Raw genomic sequence first — 23,181 nt, 5'->3', positions numbered from 1 at the left:
GACAGGCGGCGCGTGCTGCGACCTTCGCTCCCCCTTGTGTCCCGGCCGCGGCCGCCCGGTTCTCAGAATTCCAGGTCCAGCGCCGCGCACAGGTAGTCGGTGAACGGCGCCAGGCCCTGCAGGTCTTTTTCCAGGGTGGACAGCAGGCGCGGGCCGGTCATGGTGGCGTCGTCGATGGCGCGCAGGGCGACGAAATTCTTGCGCCGCAGGTCGTCGGCGAATTCGAACTCGGCCGGGAAGCCGCGCGGGGCGCGGGTCAGCATTTCGCTGTCGTCGAGGTCGAAGCGCTTGCGGAACGCGGGCGCGTAGGCGGCCGCTTTCCAACTGCCCGGGTTGTCGAGGACGAAATGGCGGATCTTGCGCAGGGTGTCCGGCTGCGGATGCCAGACGCCGGCGGCGATGAAGCACTCGCCGCCCTGCAGGTGGATGTAGAACGAGGGCGCTTCGATCTGGCGCCCGCGCTCGTGGAACAGCCGCGCGCCCTGATGGGTCTTGTACGGCGCCTTGTCGTTGGCGAAGCGGGTATCGCGCTGGATCCGGAACAACGAGCCGCCGACGTTCTTGGGCTCGCTGCGGTAGTGCTCGCTGACCTGCGCCAGCACCGGTTGTAGATCGGTCAGCAGGCGCAGGAAGGGGCCGCGTACGTGCTCCTCGAAGGCCGCCTTGTGGGCGTGGAACCATTCGCGGTTGTTGTTGCGCGCCAGCGAACGCAGGAATTTGAAGCTGGCCTCGGAGAAGTAGCTGGGCATAAGGCGGAAGTTGGCGGCAGAGTGGGTAGACGGCCGAAACGGAACCGGCGGAGAGAGAGTAGCCCGGGGCGGGACGGAGCGGTGTGGAGGTCGCGTTCGGCCGGGCGCGGCGGAAGCGCGTCCCGGCCGTGCTCGCTGCTCGCCCTACGGCCCCGACTCAGCCCAGGCTGCGCTCGATCTCCGCCGCCCAGGCCTGCAGCCGGTCCAGCAGCACCTGCTTGGCGCCGTCCTCGCCGGCCATCGCGCGGGCCTGCTGCAGTTCGGCGCCGAAGCGCTCGAACCCGTATTCGGCCAGGCCAGCGTCCTGGGTCAGGCGCCGGCGCCGGTAGTCGTCCCAGCGCCGGCGTTCGCCGGCGTCCAGGGTATGCGGCCAGTTGCGCGCCCGGTAGCGGAACAGCAGCTCGGGCAAGCGTGCGTCGCGGAAGTCGAAGACCACGCTGTTCAGCGCTTCCGGCGCGGTGCTGCGGACGATCCGGAACAGGCGCTTGTCGGCTTCGTTGATGAAGGCATCGTAGAGCGAGCCGTCGACATCGCCGGGCTCGCGCGCCGAGTCCTGGGCGTAGACGCAGCGGACTTTCTCGACCAGCTCCGGCCCGGCCTCGCGGATTTGCGCGGCGCGGCGCTCGACCTGGGACGGGTCGATCCGAAGTCGGTCGAAATCGGCCGGACGCAGATGGTTCCAGGCGATCAGCGACGGACAGCGGTTGAGGTGCACTTCCTTGAGCGCGATCCGCTCCTCGCCCTCGGGCAGGTCGGCGGTCGGCGTGTACAGACGGTCGGCGATCTCGTCCGGCGCCAGGTTCAGCAGCGCCAGCGGGTCCTGGGCCAAGTCGAACACCAGCACCCGGTTGTCGATGCGCGGGTGCCGCGCCAGCGGCAGCACCGGCGCGGCGCACAGCCGCGCGGCCGGATAGCGCTGGGAGACATGCAGCACCGGAGTCATGCCGATGACGTCGAGCAAGCCGGCGGCGAAGCGCTTGTCGCGCAGGCGCAGGGCGTACTCCCACAGACGCGGCTGCGCGGTCTTGAACTTGCGCGCGATGCCGATCAGGGCGCGCACGTCGGACAAGGCCTCGTGCGCGTCGCCTTCGCGCACGCCGTTGGCCTCGGCCAGGTGTTCGAGCTTGAACGAGGTCGCGCCGTCCTCGCGTTGCGGCCAGACCACGCCGTCCGGGCGCAGCGCGTGCGCCAAGCGCAGCACATCGAGCAGGTCCCAGCGCGAATTGCCGTTGCGCCACTCGCGCTCGTACGGGTCGTAGAAGTTGCGGAACAGGCCGTGGCGGACGAATTCGTCGTCGAAACGCAGCGAGTTGTAGCCGGCGCTGCAAGTCTGCGGGCGCGCCATCTCGTCGAAGATGCGGGCGAAGATTTCGGCCTCGCCGACGCCGTCGCGCAGCGCGTCCTGCGGCGCGATGCCGGTGATCAGGGTGGCGATCGGCGAGGGCAGCAGGTCGTCGGCGGGCTTGACGAACATGCTGATCGGCGTCTCGACCGGGTTGAGGTCGGGGTCGGTGCGGATCGCGGCGAACTGGGCGATGCGCGTCGTGCGCGGATCGGCGCCGAAGGTTTCCAGGTCGTAGAACAGGAAGCTCGCGGCCATGGGCTCACTCGTCCGTGGGCAGCGGGCTCAGGCGCGCGCGCACGGTCGCGTCGACCGCGTCCCAGTCCAGGCTGCCCAGGCTGTCGTGGCCGCGGGTCAGTTCGACCAGCAGTTCGCGCTGGCGCTGGCCGCGCTCGAACGCGACTTCGTAAGGCATGCGGTGGAAGGTGACCATGGCGTAGCGCGGCATGAACCGGTCCGGGTGGCGCTCGGCCAGCTCGCGCTCCAGGGCGCGTTGCAGCAGGTAGTCGTCGTCGTCGACCCGGTCGCGCATCTCCAGATAGTTTTCCAGCGCCATGGCCTGGATCGCGCGCGCACTGGGCAGGCGCCGGGCCTGGAACTCGGCGAAGGCGCGGGCGCGATCGTCGTCGGCGAGCAGGCGCTCGGCCAGGGCGACGCAGTCCTCGAATGCGCAGTTCATGCCCTGGCCGTGGAACGGCACCATCGCGTGCGCGGCGTCGCCGAGCAGCACGGCGCGGTCGTCCAGGTGCCAGCGGTCCAGGTACAGGGTCGCCAGCAAGCCGGTCGGATTGCGCTCGAAGTCCTCTTCCAATTGCGGAATCAGCGGCAGCGCGTCGGCGAAATCGCGTTCGAACAAAGCCCGCGCGTCGGCGCCGTTGCGCACGCTGGCGAAGCTCGGCTCGCCTTCGTTGGGCAGGAACAGCGTGACGGTGAAGGTGCGCTCGTCGTTGGGCAGGGCGATGCACATGTAGCGGCCGCGCGGCCAGATGTGCAGGGCGTTGGGTTCGATGCTGAAGCCGCCGTCGGCGGCCGGCGGGATCTCCAGTTCCTTGTAGGAATGGCCGAGGAATTCGGTGCGTTCGCCCAGGTCGGCGGCCTGCTTCATCGCCCCGCGCAGGGCCGAGCCTGCGCCGTCCGCGCCGACCAGGCTGTCGAACACGATCTCGTGGGAGCTGCTGTCGCGGTCGTCGTGGAACACCGCCAGCCGGCGCTCGAAATCGACCGAGTGCAGGCCGCGATGGAAGTGCAGCTGCGCACCGGCGTCCTCGGCGATCTGCAGCAGGATCAGATTGAGCTCGCCGCGATGCACCGACCAGATCACTTCGCTGTCGTCGCGGCCGTAGCGCTGCAGGTCGGTGCGGCCGTCGAGGAAGTGGACCATGCGGCCGCGCATCATCACCGCCTGCGCCATCACCGCGTCGTCCGCCCCGGCCAAGCGCAGCGCGTGGCGGCCGCGCTCGGCCAGGGCCAGGTTGATCGAGCGTCCGCCCTGGTAACCCTGCTGGCGCGGATCGCCGCGCTTCTCGTACACGTCCACCTGCCAGCCGCGGCGGGCGAGCAGGGTGGCGAGCAGGGCGCCGGCGAGGCCGGCGCCGATGATGGTGAGGTGCTTGGGAGCGGCGTTGTTCAAGGCGTCGGGTCCTTGGGATCGACGAAGCGCGGGTTGGCGATGCGTGCTTAGGCGGGATGGACCCAGGCTTCGACGGTCGCCGCGAAGCGCTGCACGTCGGCATGGGTGTTGTACAACGGCGCCGGCGAGATCCGGATCACGTCCGGTTCGCGCCAGTCGCCCAACACGCCGTGCGCGGCGAGGTGGTCGAACAAGGCGCGGCCGGCCTCGCGGCCGACCAAGCCGCGGCCGCCGATCACCCGCAGCGAGAGCTGGCAACCGCGCTGGGCCGGGTCGGCCGGGGTCACGATGTCCAGGGTCTGTTGCAGGCGCGTGCGGATCAGCGCTTCCAAGTAACCGGTCAGGCGCCGCGACTTGTCGCGCAGCGCCGCCATGCCGACCCGGTCGAACAGCGCCAGCGAGGCGCGCAGCGGCGCCAGGCCGAGGATCGGCGGGTTGCTGAGCTGCCAGCCTTCGGCACCGACGGTGGGGACGAATTCCGGCCCCATGCGGAAGCGGGTCGCGGCCTGGTGGCCCCACCAGCCGGCGAAGCGCGGCCGGTCGGTGTCGGCATGGCGTTGGTGGACGAAACAGCCGGCGACCGCGCCGGGGCCGGCGTTGACGTACTTGTAATGGCACCAGACCGCGAAATCGGCGCCGCTGTCGTGCAGGCGCAGGTCGAGGTTGCCGACGCCGTGAGCGAGGTCGAAGCCGCACAGCGCGCCCTGGGCGTGGGCGAGGCGGGCGATTTCGGCCAGGTCGAAGGCTTGCCCGGTGCGGTACTGCACGCCCGGCCACAGCACCAACGCCAGGCGCGGGCCGTGCTCGGCGATGGCGCGTTCGATGCGTTCCATCGAGATCAGGCCGCCGGGGCGGTCGGGTTCGAGCTCGATCAGGTCGGTGGCCGGGTCGAAACCGTGGAAGGCGATCTGCGAAGCCACCGCGTAGCGATCCGACGGAAAGCTGCCGGCCTCGATCAGGATCGCCGGCCGCTCGCGGGTCGGGCGGTAGAAGCTGACCATCATCAAATGCAGGTTGGCGGTCAGCGAGTTCATCGCCACCACTTCCTGCGGCTGCGCGCCGACCAGGCGCGCCAGCGGCTCGCGCACCAGCTCGTGGTAGGGCATCCACTGCGCCTGGCCGGTGAAGTGGCCTTCCACCGCCTCGGTCGCCCACTTGTCCAGCACTTCCTCGACGTGGGCGCGGGCCCCGCGCGGCTGCAGGCCGAGCGAGTTGCCGACGAAATACGCCTGTTCGGCGCCGCCGTGGCGCGGGACCAGGAACTGATCGCGCAGGCTCGGCAACGGATCGGCGGCGTCCAGGGCGGCGGCGTGGGCCGCGGAATGCAGGTCGGTCATGGGCTCAAAGCGGGTCCGGTGCGAGTACATGTTTGCGATAAACGTCGGCGACGATCTCGTCGACTTCGACGCAGAGTTGGAATTCGGCCGCGCCGGCCGAAGCCGGCAACAGCGTGCGCAGCGCGTCGAGCACGGCCTGCGACAACGCCGCGCGCACCGCAGCGTCGCGGCCGGGCAGGATCTTGAGCTGGACGTGGACGAAACCGCGGCCGGCATCGGCGGTGCCGATCCGGTAGTGATCCAGGCGCAGAGCCCGGCTCTTGATCGAGACCTCATCGAAATGACCGCTGTCGGCGAGGACGCGGTTGATCGCCGCCAGCGCGGCATCGGCGTCGAAGCCGGCGAGGTTGGCGGTGTAGTGCAGGGTCAGGTGCGGCATGCGGGGCTCGTGGCGGTTCGGTGCGGACGCGTTGCGGCGCAGGACGCGGCGATGCGGCAGCGGCTCATTCGAAGCGCGACTTCGGCAGTCCCAGCCATTCCAGCGCGGTGCCGTGGTAGAGCCGGGCCTGATCGGCGGCCGGCAGCTGCAGCGAGGCGATGCCGGCGCCGGGCGACTGCTCGCCGAGCGGGAAGGGATAGTCGGTGCCGAGCATGACCCGCGACACGCCGCAGGTGTCTAGCAGGTATTGCAAGGCGCGCGGATCGGCGACCCAGGAGTCGAAATAGAACTGGGACAGATAATCGCGCGGATTGCGCGGGTTGTCGGTCGCGACCAGATCGGGACGCATGTTGAAGCCGTGCTCGATCCGGCCGATGGTGTAGGGGAAGCTGCCGCCGCCGTGGGCGAGGCAGATCTTCAGCTTCGGCAGGCGCTCGAGCACGCCGCCGAACACCAGGCAGCAGGCGGCGCGCGACTGTTCGGCCGGCATGCCGACCAGCCAGGGCAGCCAGTACTTGGGCATGCTCGGCGTGCCCATCATGTCCCAGGGGTGGACCAAGATCGCCGCGCCGAGTTCGCTGGCGGCCTGGAAGAACTCGAACAGTTCCGGCGCGTCGAGGTTCCAGTCGTTGACGTGGCTGCCGATCTGCACGCCCTGCAGGCCCAGCTGGTCCATGCAGCGCTCCAGCTCCTGCACCGCCAGCCGCGGCGACTGCAGCGGCACCGTGCCGATGCCGGCGTAGTGGCGCGGGTAGTCGCGGCAGGCCTGGGCCATGTGCTCGTTGAGCGCCTGGTGCAGGTCCAGCGCCTGGTGCGCCTTGGCCCAGTAGCTGAACATCACCGGCACGGTGCTGATGACCTGCACCTGCACGCCGAAGCGGGCGTAGTCGGCGATGCGTTCTTCCGGGTCCCAGGTCTTGGACCAGATCTCGCGGAAGAACTTGCCGTCCTTGTAGATGCGGTGGCGGCCGTCGTCGGTGTGGTGGATCACCGGAAAGCGGTCGTCGCCGTACTTGCGCGCCAGGTCGGGCCAGTCGCGCGGCAGGTAGTGGGCGTGGGTGTCGATCTTGAGCATGACGGCAGTCTACTTGGCCGGTTCCGGCGCTGGCGATCCCGGGCTGGGTTCGGCGCGGTCGTTCAGGCAGGCGGGCCGGTCGTGTTTCATGACCATGCGCACGTGTTGCGCGGCGGCCGCGAGCCGGCCGTTGGGCGGGGGCGACGGCGGTGGCGAGGGCGCCCGCATCGGTCGAGGCTCAGGTGTCGGGCATCGCGTAGCGCGCCGGCGCCGGGTTCAAATGCCCGCACTGGCCGCAGGTGCGGTGCTCGCGCGAGGAGTAGAAGCGGTCGAATACCGGCGGGAAATCGGTCTCGATGTTGCGCAGCTTGAAGAATTCTTCGTACAGCTTGTGGTTGCAGCGTTCGCAGAACCACATCAGGCCGTCGTCCTCGTGCGCCAGGCGCTTGCGCTCGATCACCAGGCCGACCGAGTCGGGCAGGCGTTGCGGCGAATGCGGCACGCGCGGCGGCAGCAGGAAGGTTTCGCCGGCGCGGATCGGAATATCGCGCACCGCGCCGTCCTCCTGAATGCGCAGGATCATCTCGCCCTCGAGCTGGTAGAACCACTCCGGGCCTTCGTCCCAGTGGTAGTCGGTGCGTTGGTTGGGCCCGCCGACCACCATGACGATGAAGTCGCCGACGTAGATCACCTTGTTGCCGACCGGCGGCTTGAGCAGGTGGCGGTGTTCGTCGATCCAGGCTTGCAGGTTGATCGGGCCGGGCAGCATGGTCAGTCCTCGGCGACGCCCGTCGGCAGGCGGGCGATGCATTTGAGTTCGATCGCGATCGGGGTCGGCAAGGCGGTGATGCCCAGGGTGGTGCGGCAGGGCGCGCGTTCGATGTCGGGGAAGTACTCGGCCCAGACCGCGTTGTAGGCGGCGAAATCGCGCGCCATGTCGGTCAGGTAGACGGTGACGTCGACCAAGTCGTCCCAGGACGCGCCGCTGGCTTCCAGCACCGCGCGTACGTTGGCGAACACCGAGCGGCATTGCAGCTCGATGTCGTAGGCGATCAGCCGGCCCTCGGCGTCGTGGACATTGCCGGGCACGGCGTTGCTGGCCGCGTCGCGCGGGCCGACTCCGGACAGGAACAGCAGGTCGCCGACCCGGCGCGCGTGCGGGTAGCGGCCGACCGGGCGCGGCGCGGCGCTCACCGCGTCGCTCATCGCGGCGAATCCCCACGATAGCCGTTGACCCGCGCCACCGCGGCGGCATAGAGACCGTCGAGTTTGTCGTAGGCGTCGACGTCGATGCCCATGTCGTGGACCAGGCCGTTGCGCAGGCTGTAGACCCAGCCGTGCACGGCCAGCGGCTGGCCGCGGGTCCAGGCGTCGCGGACGATGGTGGTCAGGCACACGTTCTGTACCTGTTCGATCACGTTGAGCTCGCACAGGCGGTCGTGGCGCTCGTCGCTGTGCGCGTGGTGGATGCAGCCGGCGTGCTTGTCGGCGACGTCGGCGACATGGCGCAGCCAGTTGTCGGCCAGGCCGACGCGCTGGCCGTGCAGGGCGGCGTGCACGCCGCCGCAGCCGTAGTGGCCGACCACCAGGATGTGCTTGACCTTGAGCACGTCGACCGCGAATTGGATCACCGACAGGCAATTGAGGTCGGTGTGCACGACCACGTTGGCGATGTTGCGGTGGACGAAGACCTCGCCCGGGGCCATGTCGATGATCTGGTTGGCCGGCACGCGCGAATCGGAGCAACCGATCCACAGATACTCCGGCGCTTGTTGGCGGGACAGGCGGGCGAAGAACTCGGGGTCTTCGGCGTTGATCCGTTCGGACCATTCGCGGTTGCGTTCGAGCAGGTCTTCGAGCGGACTGGTGGCGGTACTACTCATTGCAGCGGTCATCCCAGATGGAGGCCGACGTTCTTGGCCTCGGTGAAGAAACGCATCGCCTCGACGCCGCCTTCGCGGCCGAGGCCGGACGCGCCGACGCCGCCGAACGGCGTGCGCAGGTCGCGTTGCAGCCAGGTGTTGATCCAGACCATGCCGACGTTGAGGCGTGCGGCCAGGCGGTGGGCGCGGTTGAGGTCGCGCGTCCACACGCTGGCGCTGAGCCCGTAGTCGCTGGCGTTGGCCAGGGCCAGGGCCTGCTCGTCGTCGTCGAAGGCCTGCAAGGTCGCGACCGGGCCGAAGATCTCCTCGCGGTTGCTGGCGCAGTCCGGGCCCAGGCCTTCGATCAGGGTCGGGGCGACGTACCAGCCGGGCCGGTCGAGCGCGTGGCCGCCGCACAGCACGGTGCCGCCTTCGCCGCGGGCGCGCTCGAGCGCGGCGACGACCTTGTCGAAATGCGCCTGCGAGACCAGCGGGCCGAGCGCGGTGGCTTCGTCGCTAGGGTCGCCGACGCGCAGCGCCTGCGCGCGCTCGACCAGGGCGTCGCGGACTTCGGCGTAGATGCCGCGTTCGATCAGCAGGCGCGAACCGCACAGGCAGATCTGTCCGGAGTTCTGGAACGCCGAGCGGACCAGGGTGTCGAGCTGGGCGCGCCAGTCGCTGTCGGCGAACACCAAGGTCGGGTTCTTGCCGCCCAGCTCCAGCGAGAGCTTGCGCAACATCGGCGCGGCGATGCCGGCGATGCGTCGACCGACCGCGGTGCTGCCGGTGAAGGAGACCGCTTTCACGGCGGGGTGGCGGACCATGGCTTCGCCGACTTCGGGGCCTAGGCCGTGGACGATATTGAGCACGCCCGGCGGGAAACCGATCTGCGCGGCGAGTTCGCCGAGCAGGGTGGCGGTCGCCGGGGTCACCTCGGAGGGCTTGGCGATCACCGTATTGCCGGCGGCCAGGGCCGGGGCGATCTTCCACGTGAACAGGTACAGCGGCAGGTTCCAGGGCGAGATCGTCGCGACCACGCCCAGCGGCGAGCGCAGGGTGTAGTTCAGCCCGGCCTGGCCGTGATGGGATTCGCTGGCGAACTGGGTCGCGGCCTGGGCGAAGAAGCGCAGGTTGGCCACGGCGCGCGGGATCTCGACTTCGCGGGCGAGCCGGATCGGCTTGCCGCTGTCGCGCGACTCGGCCCGGGCGAAGTCGTCCGTGCGCGCTTCCAGCGCCGCGGCCAGCGCCTCCAGCCAGCGTGCGCGCTCGCTGGGCGGCAGCCCGGCCCACCCCGGCAGAGCGCGTTGCGCCGCCGCTGCGGCCAAGTCGACGTCGCCGGCACCGCCGGCGGCGACCCGCGCATACGCCAGCGCACTGGCCGGATCGTGGACATCGAGCCAACGGCCGCTGCCCGCATCGCGGGCCTGTCCGTCGATCCAGTGCCGGAATGTGTGCATGGCGCAAGCTTAACGCGTGGGCCGGGCGGCGCCCATAGCGCGGTCGGGTGGTGTCGGCGATGCGGGCGGCGAGGGCGAGTTCGCTGTCGAGCCGCAGGGCGGGCCTCAATCGGCGCGTGAGGGCGGTTGCCAGTATCGGTTCAGATCGCCGCGGGCGCGGGCGTGCTCGATCAATTGCCGGCGCCGGTCCGGTCCGAACGGTACCGCGAGCACACCGCTGGCGTCGCCGCCGTACCAGACTTCGCAGCCGGGGATGTGCGCATCGAGCCAGTCGGCCACCGCCGCATGCAACACCGGATCGCCGCATGGGTAGTCTTCATAGTAGTAGCTGCCGGACAAGCGGATTTGGAGCAGGCATTCGCCCGGATCGGCGTCTATCGGCGGGCCATCTTGCTCGTAACGCGAACCCGGCGGCGGATCGTCGGGTTCGCGGCTGAGATTCATGCTGCGCTGGACGACCCGCTGGCCTTGCAGGGGGCGCGGATCCAGGTCGTCCTGCATCAGCGCCCACAGTTCGTGCTTGCGTCGGTCGGCTTCGTGGCACAGGCCAGGCTCGTAAAGGTCTGGGTCGCAAAGGCAATAAGCCTCGGCCAGCGGATGTGCGGCGAGTCGTGCATGCCAAGCGACGAGAAGCGCATGCAGATCGGGGTCTGCCCGGTTTTCGATCCAGACGAACCGGTCTGTGCCGATGGCGCGGCAAAGTCCGGCCGAGATCGCGTCGAGCCATGCGTCGTCGACGCGGTCGGCGGCGACGCGGCGGATCAAAATGTTCGCGTAGATGCCCAACGTCGGCCGCCTGTAAGGTTCGCGCCGGCGATGATAGCCCCGGTGCGGACGCCGAGGCTTCGCCGATCGCACCCGGCCAGCGATCTGGCGGTCGGCGGTCTAGGTCGAAAGTCATGCCCGCAACGCAACATCGGCACAATCGCCTGCATTGCCGGGTGATTGTTCGCCCGATTCGGTACGCGTCGTGCGCAAACGTGCCGGTATGCACTTGACGCCCGTGAATGACGCTGCGCACATTCCGGCGGGTTCATTCACTCATGCCCGGCGCGCTCGCGCGGGGCCACTCAGGGCAGGACAATCACGTGGACAGACGCAACTTCCTGGGCATGACCGGGCTCGGCATCGCCGGTCTGATGATTCCCTTCGGCAGCGCTATCGCCGCCGAAGCGCTGCTGGTTCCGCTCGACGTGGCGCGCAAGAAGCGCCTGGCCGACACCGCGCTGACCGCCGCCCGCGGCGCCGGCGCCGGCTACTGCGACGTGCGTATCGGCCGCTACCTGCGCCAGTTCGTGATCACCCGCGAGGACAAGGTCGAGAACGTGGTCAACACCGAGTCGACCGGCATCGGCATCCGCGTGCTGGTCGACGGCGCCTGGGGCTTCGCCGCGACCAACCGCCTGGACGACAAGAGCGTGGCCGAGGCGGCCAGGCAGGCCGCGGCGATCGCCCGCGCCAACGCCAAGACCCAGACCGCCAAGGTCGAGCTGGCCCAGGCCCCGGGCGTGGGCGAGGTGGCCTGGAAGACTCCCATCCGCAAGAACGCCATGGAAGTGCCGATCAAAGACAAGGCGGACCTGTTGTTGAGCGTGAACGCCGCCGCGCTCAAGGCCGGCGCCGATTTCGTCAACTCGATGCTGTTCCTGGTCAACGAGCAGAAGTACTTCGCCTCCACCGACGGCTCCTACATCGACCAGGACGTGCACCGGGTGTGGGCGCCGATGACGGTCACCGCGATCGACAAGGCCAGCGGCAAGTTCCGCACCCGCGAGGGCCTGTCTTCGCCGATGGGCATGGGCTTCGAGTACCTGGACGGCGCGGCGTCGGGCAAGGTGGTGTCGCCCAACGGCGTGGTCAATTACAGCCACTCCTACGACATGGTCGAGGACGCGATCGCCGCGGCCAAGCAGGCGCGGCAGAAGCTCACCGCGCCCTCGGTCAAGCCGGGCAAGTACGACCTGGTGCTCGATCCCTCGCATACCTGGCTGACCATCCACGAGTCGATCGGCCACCCGCTCGAGCTCGACCGCGTGCTCGGCTACGAGGCCAACTACGCCGGTACCAGCTTCGCCACCGTCGACAAGCTCAAGTCGGGGTTCAAGTACGGCAGCGACCAGGTCACCGTGTTCGCCGACAAGACCCAGGCCGGCAGCCTGGGCGCGGTCGGCTTCGACGACGAGGGCGTCAAGACCAAGCGTTGGGACCTGATCAAGGACGGCGTGCTGGTCGACTACCAGACCATCCGCGACCAGGCCCACATCCTGGGCAAGACGGAATCCGACGGCTGCTGCTACGCCGACTCCTGGTCCAGCGTGCAGTTCCAGCGCATGGCCAACGTGTCGCTGGCGGCGGGCAAGAACAAGCTCAGTGTCGCCGACATGATCAAGGACGTGGAGAACGGCATCTACATCGTCGGCGACGGTTCGTTCTCCATCGACCAGCAGCGCTACAACGCCCAGTTCGGCGGCCAGCTGTTCTACGAGATCAAGAACGGCAAGATCACCGGCATGCTCGAGGACGTCGCCTACCAGATCCGCACGCCGGAATTCTGGAACTCCTGCGTCGCCGTCTGCGACGAAAGCGATTACCGCCTCGGCGGCTCGTTCTTCGACGGCAAGGGGCAGCCGGGCCAGGTCTCGGCGGTCTCGCACGGCTCCGCCACGGCGCGCTTCAACGGCGTCAACGTCATCAACACCGCCCGCAAGCTCGGCTGACCGGCGCAGGAGAAACGACCATGAGCATCTTCACCGAAGCCGAAGCCAAGGCCATCCTGGACAAGGTCATCGCGCTGTCCAAGGCCGACGAATGCACCGCGACCCTGACCGGCTCGATCGACGGCAACATCCGCTTCGCCCTCAACGACGTTTCGACCAGCGGCATCGTCAGCAACGTCGACCTGGCCGTGCAGGTGGCCTTCGGCAAGCGCGTCGGCGTGGCCACCATCAATGAGTTCGACGATGCCGCGCTGGAGCGCGTGGTGCGCCGCGCCGAGGACCTGGCCCGCTTGGCGCCGGAGAATCCCGAGTTCGTGCCGGCGATCGGCAAGCAGGACTACAAGCCCAGCCCGACCTTCAGCGAATCCACCGCGGCGATCGATCCCGAATTCCGCGCCAAGGCCGCCTCCGATTCGATCGCGCCGTGCCGCGCCGGCAAGCTGACCGCCGCCGGTTTCCTCGAGGACGGCCAGAGTTTCGTCGCCATCGCCAACAGCAACGGCAACTTCGGCTATCAGAAGGCGACCAATTTCAACTACACCTGCACCGTGCGCACCGACGACGGCCGCGGTTCGGGCTGGGTCGGCCGCAACCTCAAGGACGCCGCCGACTTCAAGGCCGACAACGAAGTGCGCATCGCCATGCGCAAGGCGACCGAGTCGGCCGAGGCCAAGGCCTTGGAGCCGGGCAAGTACACGGTGATCCTGGAACCGGCCGCGGCCGCCGGGCTGATCTCGTTCATGATGGGGTTCTTCGACGCCCGCCAGGCCGACGAAGGCCGCAGCTTCCTGTCCAAGAAGGGCGGCGGCAACAAGCTCGGCGAACAGGTCTACGACAGCCGGGTCAACATCACCGCCGATCCCTGGGACGCCCGCGCCGCGGTGCTGCCCTGGGACAACGAAGGTCTGCCGCGCGAGAAGATGGCCGTGGTCGAGAACGGCAAGATCGCGGCGCTGGGCTATTCGCGCTACTGGGCCCAGAAGCAGGGCAAGAAGGCGGTCGGCCGGCCGGGCAATCTGCTGATGGCTGGCGGCGACAAGTCCACCGCCGAGCTGATCAAAGGCACCCAGAAGGGCATCCTGGTCACCCGCACCTGGTACATCCGACTGGTCGACCCGCAGACGGTGCTGCTGACCGGGCTGACCCGCGACGGAACCTTCTACATCGAAAACGGCGTCATCAAGCACCCGGTGAAGAATTTCCGCTTCAACGAATCGCCGGTGATCATGCTCAACAACATCGAAGAACTCGGCCGCCCGGTGCGGGTGGCGGGCGACGAGTCCAGCTTCGTGATGATGATCCCGCCGATGAAGCTGCGCGATTTCACGTTCACCTCGCTTTCGGACGCGGTCTGAGCATGGCGGTGCGGGACGGTTCGCCGCTGCGGCATCGCGGACCGCCCCGGTCGGCGCACGCCGGCAGGCCAGGGCGGCGGTGAACCGCGCCGCCTTCCTGCGCCTGCTCGCCGGCGGCCTGGCCGGTGCCTGGCTGGCGCGCTCGCCGCTGGCGCGGGCTGCGGCCGATTACGACTTCTGGTTCACCCGGCTCAAGTACGACTCCGGCGACTGGGACGTGGACCAGCGCATGCCGGCCAATCTGCTCACCGCGCTGATCGACTACACCGACCTGCGCGTGGACCCCAAGGAACACGTGCTGGCCTTGTCCGACCCGAAGATGCTCGGCGCGCCGTTCTGCTACCTGGCCGGGCACAAACTGGTCGAGTTCAACCCCGAGGAGCGGCGCAACTTCGAGCGCTACGTGCGCAACGGCGGCTTCGTGTTCGTCGACGATTGCAACCACGACATCGACGGCCTGTTCGCGCGTTCGTTCGAAAGCCAGATGGCCGCGATCTTCGGCCGCAAGGCGCTCAAGCGCCTGCCCCGGAACCACCCCATCTACCGCAGCTTCTTCGTTTTCGACGGCCCGCCCGCGACCGGTTTCGAACTCAACGGTTGGGGCGACGACCTGGTTCACGATTACCTGCAGGGCATCGAGATCGACGGCCGCCTCGGCGTGCTCTACAGCAACAAGGATTACGGTTGCGAATGGGACTACGACTGGCGCAACAAGCGTTTCCTGGCCGAGGACAACACCAAGTTCGCGGTCAATATCGCGATGTATGCGTTGATGGGGTGAGGGGCGGGAATAGGGAATAGGGAATAGGGAATAGGGAATCGTAGGGGCACGGGCGAAGGCGCAGGCAAAGGCAGGGCAGAGATTCGGAAAGGCGCGGGAAAGGCGCGGGAAAGGCTAAGGGCCGGGCGCTTGCGACCAGCGCTCGCGCCTTTGCCCCCTTCGACAAAGGGGGTGGCGTCCGCGCAGCGAACGCGGGGGATTTGCTGTTGCTGTTGCTTTCGCTCTTGCCGTTGCATTCGACGCAGTAGGAATCGGGACCAGACATGAACACCAAGGCGGTAGCGGACGAAGTGGGCGGCGAAGCCGGATTGCAGGCGTTGCTGGCGCGATTGGGCGAGTTGCGCGGGGCGATCGCGCAGGCGATCGTCGGCCAGGACGAAGTGGTCGAACAACTGCTGATCGGACTGCTCGCCGGCGGCCACTGCCTGCTCGAAGGCGTGCCGGGGCTCGGCAAGACCTTGCTGGTGCGCTCGCTGGGGCAGGCGCTGGAATTGCAGTTCCGGCGCGTGCAGTTCACTCCCGACCTGATGCCCAGCGACCTGCTCGGCACCGAGCTGCTGGAAGAGGACCACGGCACCGGCCACCGCCACTTCCGTTTCCAGCCCGGCCCCATTTTCACCCACCTGCTGCTGGCCGACGAGCTCAACCGCACCCCGCCCAAGACCCAGGCCGCGCTGCTGGAGGCGATGCAGGAGCGCACCGTCAGCTATGCCGGCGTCACCCATGCGCTGCCGGCGCCGTTCTTCGTGCTGGCGACCCAGAACCCGCTCGAACAGGCCGGCACCTATCCCTTGCCTGAGGCGCAGCTCGATCGGTTCCTGCTGCATATCCGGGTCGGTTATCCGAGCGAGAACGAAGAACACGACATCCTGCGCCAGACCACCGGCAGCCGCGGCGCACAGGTGCCGCGGGTGATGCACGGCGCGGACCTGCTGGCGCTGCAGGCGCGGGTGCGCGAGGTGCATCTGAGCGAAGACCTGCTGCGCTGGATCACCCGCCTGGTGCGCACCAGCCGGCCCGGCGACGGCGCGCCGGCCGAGGTCCGGCAGTGGGTGAAGTGGGGTGCCGGCCCGCGTGCCGGCCAATCGCTGGCTTTGGCCTCCAAGGCGCGCGCCCTGCTGCACGGGCGCCTGGCCGCGACCCGCGAGGACGTGATCGCCCTGGCCGCGCCGGTGATGCGCCACCGCCTGTTGCTGTCGTTCGCGGCCGAGGCCGAATCGCGCAGCGCCGACGACGTGGTCGCCGCGTTGCTGCGCGCCTTGCCCGCGCCGGACGCCTGAGCCGGCGCGGATGCACGAGCTGATTCCGCCGTCGGTGCGGGCCCGCCTGCGCAGCCTGAGCCTGGTGTCTCGGCGCGCGGTCGGCGCGCACGGCCTGGGCCAGCACCGCAGCCGCAGCCGCGGCGCCGGCCTGGAATTCGCCCAGTACCGCGCTTACGAGCCCGGCGACGAGCCGCGCCAGATCGACTGGAAGCTGTACGCGCGTTCGGATCGTTTCTTCGTCCGCGAGGCCGAGCGCGAAAGCCCGCTGGCGCTGTGGCTGCTGATCGACGCGAGCGCGTCGATGGGGCAGGGCGACGCGGCGCGTCCGGGCTGGAGCCGGCTCGACGCGGCCAAGGCTCTGGCCGCGTGCGCGGCGGAGCTGGCGCTGCGCCAGGGCGATCGTTTCGGCCTGATCGCATTGCAGGAAGACGGTTTGCGCCTGATCGCACCGGCGACCGGTACCCGTCAGCGCGACCGGCTGTGGCGGGAGCTGCACGCGCTGCGCGCACGCGGCCGCTGGCCGGCGCCGGAGCGGCTGCGGCCGCTATGGGAGCGCATCGGCGCCGGCGATTTGGTGCTGATGCTCGGCGACGGCTTCGACGAAGCCGCGCTCGACGTGGCCGAACGGCTTGCCGCGGCGCGGCGCGAAGTGTTGAGCATCCGTATTTTGACTGTGGAAGAGCGCGACTTTCCGTATCGCGGCGGCCATCGCTTCCGCGATCCGGAAACCGGAGAGGAGTTGCTCGGCGACGGCGCCGACTTGCGCGAGGACTTCCTGCGCCGCTTCGCCGCCGCGCGTCGCGCGGTCGATGCGCGCCTGCAGGCCTGCGGCATCCGCCATGCCGAGTTCGTGCTCGACGAAGCACTGGATCTGCCGTTGCGCCGGCTGTTCGGCGGCCGCGACGCGGCGGAGGGCGCGTGAGTCTGGCGCTGTTGCTGCCGCTGGGCTTGGCCGCGCTGGCGGCGTGGCTGTTGCCCATGTTGATCCACCTGGCGCGGCGCAGCGAACAGCGGCCGACCGACTTCGCCGCGCTGCGTTGGCTGCGGCACAGGCCGAAGCCGCGCCACCGGCTGCGCTTCGAGGATTGGCCGCTGTTGCTGCTGCGCCTGTTGTTGCTGGCCTTGCTGGCGCTGTGGCTGGCGCGGCCGGTGCTGTCCGGCGCCGAGGGCGACCGGCCCTGGATCGCACTGGCGGCGGGTGCGGACCCGAGCGCGGCGCGTGCCGCGGCCGCCGCGCACGACGCGGAACTGCGTTGGTTGGCGCCGGGCTTTCCGGCCGTCGCCGACGGCGCTTCCGCGCCGCCCGCCGAGGCCCGCGCTGTGCCGGCCGGCAGCTTGCTGCGCGAACTCGACGCGCTGCTGCCGGCGCAGACCCGGCTGACCGTGTTCGTGCCGGAACGTCTGCATGGCCTGGACGCGCAACGGTTGCAGCTGTCGCGGCGGGTGGAGTGGGAGATCGTTGCCGGCGGCGCATCGCAGCCGCCGGCAACGCCGGACGCGACGGTGCCGCCGCCGGCGTTACGGTACGTCGCCGAGCGCACGCCGGACGCGCGCTACATCCGCGCCGCGCTGTCGGCCTGGGAGACAGGCAGCGCCGGGCCCCACCGGCCTGCCGACATCGCAACCGCGTCGACGCCGCCGCGGTCGGACGCGAACGGCTTGATCTGGCTCGCGCCCGGCGCGGTGCCGGCAGCGGTGCTGGACAAAGCGCGCAACGGCGCCATCGTACTGCTCGATGCGCAGGCGCAATGGCCGCGCGGCGTCGGCACACGGCGCACGGCGGCGTGGCGCGATCGCAGCGGCGCCGTGTTGGCGGAGGGCGTGCACTACGGCCGCGGCCGTCTGCTGCGATTGACCCGCCCGTTGGCGCCGGCGCAACTGCCGGAACTGCTCGAACCCGGTTTCGTCGCCGCCTTGCGTGCGATGTTTCAGCCGCTCCCGCCGGCGCCCGCCCTGGCGCTGGCGCGCGACATCGCGCCGCGCACCGGCGCGGTCGCCGCGGCCCTCCCGCCGCAGGATCTGCGTCCTTGGCTGGCCGTGGCGATCGCGCTGGCGGCGCTGTTGGAACGTTGGCTGGCGACGCGAGCGCGCGGCGGGAGTGGGCCGTGAACGCAGCGGCGGCCGCGCAACGACTGCAACAAGCGTGGCGCGCGGCGCGCTGGCGCCGCGGCCTGGATCGCGCCGCCTTGGCGTTGCCTTGGGCGGCTGCGGCCGCCGCAGTGCTGTGGCGCGCGTCCGGCGCCAGCCTGGCTGCGGCCGGTTTCGCGTTCGCCGCGGTCGTGGTGGCGGCCTGGGCGTGGCGCGCGGCGGCCGCGTTCGACCGGCGCTGGCTGATCCGCCGGCTCGACGGTCTGCGCCGCGACATGGACGACAGCGCCGAACTGTTGTTCGCGCGCAGCGAAACGCTCAACGAACTGCAGCGCCTGCAGCGGGCCCGGTTGCAAGCGCGCCTGGCCGCCGGCGCGCCGCCCGACCTGCGACCGGCGTGGTCGGGGCGAGGTATCGCCCTGTCCGGCGTCGCCGCGAGCGTTGCGATCTCGGCCGTCCTGCTGTGGCCGACCTCGCCGTCGGCGCGGCGCGAAACCGCACTGGCGCCGGCTCCCGAGGTGGCAGCGGCGCCGGGACAGCCGCGCCTGCTGGCGCAGAACCTGCATGTGCGCGCGCCGGCTTATACCGGGCTGCCGGCGCGCGACGAACCCAGCTTGCAAGGGCGCGTGGCCGAAGGCTCCAGGCTGGATTGGACCTTGCGGTTCGCACCGCAGCCGACGGGCGCCGAACTGGTGTTCCTCGACGGCCAGCGCCTGCCGCTGCAGCGCGGCGAGGACGGCGACTGGCGCGCGCAACGCCCGCTGATCCGCTCCGCGCTGTACCGGATCGTCGCCCACGGCGCGCCGGCCGCGCAGTCGCAGCGCCTGCATCGGCTCGACGCGATCCCCGACCGGCCGCCACAACTGCGGGCGATCGCGCCGGATCGCAGCCTGAGTCTGGTCGGACCCGATCAGCGTTCCTGGTCCTTGATCTTCGATGCCAACGACGACTATGGTCTCGCCGCCGATGCCAGCCTGCGCGTCACCCTGGCCCAAGGCAGCGGCGAGAACATCGTTTTCCGCGAGCGGACCCTGCGCGTGCCCGGCCGCGGCGGCGCCGCCGCCAAGCGCTATGCGCACCGGCTGGACCTGGCCGCGCTGGGCTTCGCCCGCGGCGACGATCTGATCGTGCAGTTGAGCGTCGACGACAACCGTCGCCCGCAGGCGCAAAACGTGCGCAGCGCCAGCCTGATCCTGCGCTGGCCGGCCGACCAGGGCAGCGAAGCGACCGGCGTGGAGGGGCTGGTCAAGACGGTGATGCCGGCTTATTTCCGCAGCCAGCGCCAGATCATCATCGATGCCGAGGCGCTGATCGCGCAACGGCGCAAGCTCGAGGGCGAACGCTTCGTCCAGCGCTCCGACGCGATCGGCGTGGATCAGCGCCTGCTGCGGCTGCGCTACGGCCAGTTCCTCGGCGAAGAGTCCGAGGGCGTGCCGCCCCTGCCGACCAGCGATGCGCACGACGACGGCGACGCCGAGCGCGATGGCCAAGGCCGCGACGGGCACGCGCAGGAGGGGGGCGAGGGCGGCGTGGCGGACAAGCCGGCGCCGCCGGACGAAGACGGACACGACCACGCCCGGCCGCCCGTGCCCGCGCGCTTCGGCGAGGCCGGTTCGGTGCTGGAGCAATTCGGTCATACCCACGACATCGCCGAGGCGGCGACCTTGCTCGATCCCAAGACCCGGGCCTTGCTCAAGTCGGCCCTGGACGAGATGTGGCAGTCGGAGCTGCACCTGCGCCAGGGCCGGCCGCAGCAGGCGTTGCCTTATGCCTACCGCGCCCTGCGTTTCATCAAGCAGGTGCAGCAGGCGAGCCGGATCTACCTGGCGCGTGTCGGCCCGGAACTGCCGCCGATCGATTTCACCCGTCGCCTGAGCGGCGAGCGCGCCGGCCTGGCGCGACGCGACGATCCGCTGGCGGCGGCGACTGCGGCCGATCCCTTGCCGGCGGCATTGTGGCAGGCGCTGCAGCCCGTGCCGGGCGCCGCCGCGGCGCCGGTGGACTACGCCGCGCTGGAACGCTGGCTCGACGCGCATCCCGAGCGCGTGAGCGACCCGCTCGCCTTCGCGGCCGCGCTCGATGCGGTCCGCCAGCGCAGCGATTGCGCCGACTGCCGGGCGCGTTTGCGCGCCCTGCTGTGGCCGGTGCTGGCGCGACCGCCGGCCGCGGTATCGCGCCGCGCCGCGGGCGATGCCGGCGACCGGCGCTATTTCGAGGCCTTGCAGGCGGAGGCCGGGCGATGACTCCGGGCCTGCTGACCGCCGTGGTCCTCGCCCTGGCGTCGTTCGCCGGCATGCTGCGCTTGCTGTGGCGGCAGTACCGCGCCGAGCCCCCGCACCGCGCGCGCGCCTGGCGCCTGGGGCTGTTGTTGCTCGCCCAGCCGTTGTGCGCGGCCTTGTTGCACTTGACGCTGTTCCCTCCGCCGCTGCGCACGCCGCAGGCGGAGCTGACGGTGTTGACCGCGGCGGCGGCGCCGGGCGCGTTCGCCGCCGATACGGCCCGGGTGTCCTTGCCGGAAGCGCCCGCCGGTTTGAGCGGCGAACGCGCGCCGGATCTGGCCACCGCCTTGCGCCGGCACCCGCAGGTACGACGCCTGCGCGTGATCGGCGCCGGCCTGGAGGCGCGCGACCGCGAGGCCGCGCAGGGACTGGCCTTGAGCTTCGTCCCCGCATCGCAGCCGCGCGGCCTGCTCGAATGGTGGCCGCCGCAGCGGGCCGGCCTGGGCAATGCCTTCGTCCTGCATGGCCGCGCGCACGACCTCGCCGGCGGCAGCGCGGAACTGCTCGATCCGGCCGGACAACGCATCGACCGGGTCGAGCTAGGACGCGACGGCGGTTTCCGCCTCGAAGGCCTGGCGCGCGCGGCCGGACCGGTGGAGTTCGCGCTGCGCTTGCGCGATGCGCGCGGCACGGCGGTGGAAACGCTGTCGTTGCCGCTGACGGTGGTCGCGCCGCCGACGCCACGGGTGTGGCTGTTGGCCGGTGCGCCGAACCCGGAGTCGAAGTATCTGCGGCGCTGGGCCGAAGACGCCGGGGTGCGCCTGCACACTCAAGTCGCGCTCGGTGCCGGCCTGCAGATCGGCGACGCGCCGCTGCCGATCGATGCCGCGACTCTGGCCGGTTTCGACCTGCTGTTGATTGACGAGCGCGCCTGGGATGGATTGAGCGATGCGTCGCGGGCTGCGGTGTCGGCCGCAGCGCGCGACGGGCTCGGCGTGCTGTTGCGCGCGACCGGGCCCTTGTCGGCGCGCACCCGGGCGCAGTGGCGCGGACTGGGGTTCGCGCTCGGCGGCGGCGCGGATGCGCTGCCGGCGCGCTGGCCGGCGCAGCCGCGCGACGAGGCTGCGGTGCGGGCGCGGCTGGGGCCGGGCAGTGCCGATGCGCCACGGCGAGCGGACCAGGCGCCCGGCGAGGCGCCGTTGCTGAGCCGGCGTGCCTTGGCCTTGCCGGCGGATGCGCAGATCTGGTTGCGCGCGGCCGACGGCGCCGCGCTGGCGGCGTGGCGCCCCTACGGCCGCGGCCGGGTCGCGGTGTGGACGCTCAGCGACAGCTTCCGGCTGGTGTTGGCGGGGCGCGACGAACTGCATGCGCAGCTGTGGAGCGAGGCGCTGGCCACGGTGGCGCGGGCTGGTGCCGAAGATGCGCCGGTGCGCGACGAGGCGTCGCCGCTCGATCCGTTCCGCCAGTACCGGCGCAGCGCGCTGTGTGGGCTTGGCGATTCGGCCCGGGTGATGCAGCCCGACGGCCGCGTCGCGGCCTTGCCGATCGATCCGGCAGCCGGCGCACGGCGTTGCGCCGGATTCTGGCCGCAGCATCCCGGCTGGCATCTGCTGATCGACGACGAACGGCGCGTGCCGTTCGTGGTGCGTGCGCAGGACGAAGCGCCGGGCTTGCGCGCGAACGAGTTGCGCCAGGGGACCTGGGCGTTGGTGCGGTCGACGCCGGCGACGATCGTCGCCGGCGCGGCGCCGCCGCGTTGGTTCGCGCCGGCGGCGTCGGCGCGCATGCCGGCCTGGCCGTGGTTCCTGGCCTGGCTGGCGGCGGCTGCGGCGTTGTGGTGGTTCGAGCGTTCGCGTCTGGGCCGGCGTAATACCGCCTCTGCGGGAGCGGCGTAAGCCGCGACAGCGCCGAGCCGGACGGACCCGCCGCGAGGTCGCCGGTCACGGTTTCGTCGCACTGTGTGGCGGCAGCGGCGCGAGCGGCTGCAGCACGTGCTCCCCGCGGAAGCGGTAATCCGCGGCTTCATCGCGCCATGGCGCTGAAGCTGCGGATGGCTGCCTTTCCGTAGGGGACGGCAGGCTGGGGGAGGGCGAGTCGCTTGGTCGCGGCTTGCGCCGCTCCTACAAGAAGGGCAGGGCGCTCAGATGGACTGCATGCGCCCGCCGTCGACGGCCAGGCTGACGCCGTTGACGTAGCCGGCCGCAGGCGAGCACAGGAAGGCGATGCAGGCGGCGATTTCGCCCGGCTCGGCGAAGCGCTGCGCGGGCACGGTCTTGCGCATGGCCTCGATCACCTCCTGTTCGGACTGGCCGCTGCTGCGCGCGCGATCGGCGATGATCTGCTCGATGCGGCCGGTCCGGGTGTAGCCCGGCAGGACGTTGTTGACGGTGATGCCGTCGCCGGCGAGTTCGCGCGACAGGGTCTTGGCCCAGCTAGCGACCGCGCCGCGGATGGTGTTGGACACGCCCAGGCCGACGATGGGCTCGCGCACCGAGGTCGAGATCACGTTGACGATGCGGCCCCAATGCGCCGAACGCATGCCCGGCAGCACGGCGCGGACCAAGGTGTGATTGGCGATCAGGTGGCGCTGGAAGGCGTCGAAGTAGGCCGTGTCGGCGGCCGCGTGGGCCGGTCCGCCCGGCGGGCCGCCGGTGTTGTTGACCAGGATCTGCACCGGTTTGCCGGCGGCCAGGGCTTCGACCTGGGCCGCCAGGCCGGCCGCATCGGCGACGTCGGCGGCGATCCAGCCGTGCGCCTGCGCGCCCTGGCGCGGCAGCGCGTCGGCGACTGCGGCCAGCGCGTCGGCGCGGCGCGCCAGCACGGTGACGTCGCAGCCGAGCAGGGCCAGCTCGTGCGCGGTCGCGCGGCCGATGCCCTCGGAGGCGCCGCAGACCAGGGCATGCTTGCCGCTGAGGTTCAGATCCATACGCAGTCTCCGTTTCGAGGATTTCGATTGATCCGGCCGACTCACCCGGTCGATTCACTCGA

Annotated in this window: 20 protein-coding genes; 8 read left to right on the top strand and 12 right to left on the bottom strand. The window is 70.5% G+C overall.

The window, feature by feature from the left end; all coding sequences use genetic code 11:
• Positions 1-62: 62 nt before the first annotated feature.
• From TX83_RS12505 to TX83_RS12455, 11 genes are all read right to left on the bottom strand, one after another.
• Positions 63-749, bottom strand: a complete 687-nt coding sequence (locus tag TX83_RS12505; RefSeq protein WP_064748282.1) for a DUF2461 domain-containing protein — start codon at positions 747-749, stop codon at positions 63-65.
• Between the two features lie 157 nt (positions 750-906).
• Positions 907-2,349 (bottom strand): exodeoxyribonuclease I, encoded by a 1,443-nt coding sequence (sbcB, locus tag TX83_RS12500; RefSeq protein WP_064748281.1) that lies wholly within the window; start codon positions 2,347-2,349, stop codon positions 907-909.
• A gap of 4 nt (positions 2,350-2,353) precedes the next feature.
• The gene (locus tag TX83_RS12495; protein ID WP_064748280.1) at positions 2,354-3,721 is read right to left on the bottom strand and encodes an FAD-dependent oxidoreductase; all 1,368 of its coding nucleotides are present in this window, start codon (positions 3,719-3,721) and stop codon (positions 2,354-2,356) included.
• Positions 3,722-3,768: 47 nt separating this feature from the next.
• Complete coding sequence (kynU, locus tag TX83_RS12490) at positions 3,769-5,058, bottom strand: kynureninase (protein ID WP_064748279.1); 1,290 nt, start codon at positions 5,056-5,058, stop codon at positions 3,769-3,771.
• A 4-nt stretch (positions 5,059-5,062) separates the two neighbouring features.
• Complete coding sequence (locus TX83_RS12485; protein WP_064748278.1) at positions 5,063-5,437, bottom strand: 5-carboxymethyl-2-hydroxymuconate Delta-isomerase; 375 nt, start codon at positions 5,435-5,437, stop codon at positions 5,063-5,065.
• Between the two features lie 64 nt (positions 5,438-5,501).
• Positions 5,502-6,512, bottom strand: a complete 1,011-nt coding sequence (locus tag TX83_RS12480; RefSeq protein WP_064748277.1) for an amidohydrolase family protein — start codon at positions 6,510-6,512, stop codon at positions 5,502-5,504.
• A 178-nt stretch (positions 6,513-6,690) separates the two neighbouring features.
• On the bottom strand, positions 6,691-7,221 hold the full coding sequence (locus TX83_RS12475; protein ID WP_064748276.1) for a 3-hydroxyanthranilate 3,4-dioxygenase: 531 nt from the start codon (positions 7,219-7,221) through the stop codon (positions 6,691-6,693).
• A 2-nt stretch (positions 7,222-7,223) separates the two neighbouring features.
• Positions 7,224-7,658 carry a RidA family protein gene (locus TX83_RS12470; protein ID WP_064748275.1) on the bottom strand — a complete coding sequence of 145 codons (435 nt, stop codon included), beginning with the start codon at positions 7,656-7,658 and terminating at the stop codon, positions 7,224-7,226.
• Positions 7,655-8,335, bottom strand: coding sequence for a carbonate dehydratase (gene can, locus TX83_RS12465; protein WP_064748274.1), 681 nt, complete (start codon positions 8,333-8,335; stop codon positions 7,655-7,657). The genes TX83_RS12470 and can overlap by 4 nt, the downstream gene beginning before the upstream one ends.
• An 8-nt stretch (positions 8,336-8,343) precedes the next feature.
• Positions 8,344-9,771, bottom strand: coding sequence for an aldehyde dehydrogenase (locus TX83_RS12460; RefSeq protein ID WP_064748273.1), 1,428 nt, complete (start codon positions 9,769-9,771; stop codon positions 8,344-8,346).
• A 105-nt stretch (positions 9,772-9,876) separates the two neighbouring features.
• A complete protein-coding gene (locus tag TX83_RS12455) occupies positions 9,877-10,557 on the bottom strand; it encodes a hypothetical protein (RefSeq protein ID WP_064748272.1) in 681 nt (226 codons plus the stop codon).
• A 302-nt stretch (positions 10,558-10,859) separates the two neighbouring features.
• On the opposite strand from TX83_RS12455, the gene TX83_RS12450 reads away from it, so the two are divergent.
• The 8 genes from TX83_RS12450 (at position 10,860) to TX83_RS12415 (ending at position 22,088) form a co-directional block, all read left to right on the top strand.
• Complete coding sequence (locus tag TX83_RS12450) at positions 10,860-12,488, top strand: TldD/PmbA family protein (protein WP_064748271.1); 1,629 nt, start codon at positions 10,860-10,862, stop codon at positions 12,486-12,488.
• Positions 12,489-12,508: 20 nt separating this feature from the next.
• Positions 12,509-13,843, top strand: a complete 1,335-nt coding sequence (locus TX83_RS12445; protein ID WP_064748270.1) for a TldD/PmbA family protein — start codon at positions 12,509-12,511, stop codon at positions 13,841-13,843.
• Positions 13,844-13,922: 79 nt separating this feature from the next.
• Positions 13,923-14,624 (top strand): DUF4159 domain-containing protein, encoded by a 702-nt coding sequence (locus TX83_RS12440; RefSeq protein WP_064748269.1) that lies wholly within the window; start codon positions 13,923-13,925, stop codon positions 14,622-14,624.
• Positions 14,625-14,887: 263 nt separating this feature from the next.
• Positions 14,888-15,904: an AAA family ATPase gene (locus TX83_RS12435; RefSeq protein WP_064748268.1), complete on the top strand. Its 1,017-nt coding sequence runs from the start codon at positions 14,888-14,890 to the stop codon at positions 15,902-15,904.
• 10 nt (positions 15,905-15,914) lie between these two features.
• A complete protein-coding gene (locus TX83_RS12430; protein WP_064748267.1) occupies positions 15,915-16,808 on the top strand; it encodes a DUF58 domain-containing protein in 894 nt (297 codons plus the stop codon).
• Positions 16,805-17,995 (top strand): BatA domain-containing protein, encoded by a 1,191-nt coding sequence (locus tag TX83_RS12425; protein WP_064748266.1) that lies wholly within the window; start codon positions 16,805-16,807, stop codon positions 17,993-17,995. Before TX83_RS12430 ends, TX83_RS12425 begins: the two co-directional genes overlap by 4 nt.
• Entirely contained in the window at positions 17,992-20,217 is a 2,226-nt protein-coding gene (locus tag TX83_RS12420) for a hypothetical protein (protein WP_064748292.1), read from the top strand. Before TX83_RS12425 ends, TX83_RS12420 begins: the two co-directional genes overlap by 4 nt.
• On the top strand, positions 20,214-22,088 hold the full coding sequence (locus TX83_RS12415) for a hypothetical protein (RefSeq protein ID WP_064748265.1): 1,875 nt from the start codon (positions 20,214-20,216) through the stop codon (positions 22,086-22,088). The genes TX83_RS12420 and TX83_RS12415 overlap by 4 nt, the downstream gene beginning before the upstream one ends.
• A gap of 245 nt (positions 22,089-22,333) precedes the next feature.
• On the opposite strand, the gene TX83_RS12410 is transcribed toward TX83_RS12415, so the two are convergent.
• Positions 22,334-23,119 (bottom strand): SDR family NAD(P)-dependent oxidoreductase, encoded by a 786-nt coding sequence (locus tag TX83_RS12410; RefSeq protein WP_064748264.1) that lies wholly within the window; start codon positions 23,117-23,119, stop codon positions 22,334-22,336.
• Positions 23,120-23,181: the final 62 nt, after the last annotated feature.

Source organism: Lysobacter antibioticus HS124 (assembly GCF_000336385.2).
GTDB lineage: Bacteria > Pseudomonadota > Gammaproteobacteria > Xanthomonadales > Xanthomonadaceae > Lysobacter > Lysobacter firmicutimachus.
This window is presented reverse-complemented; position numbering and strand designations above follow the sequence as displayed.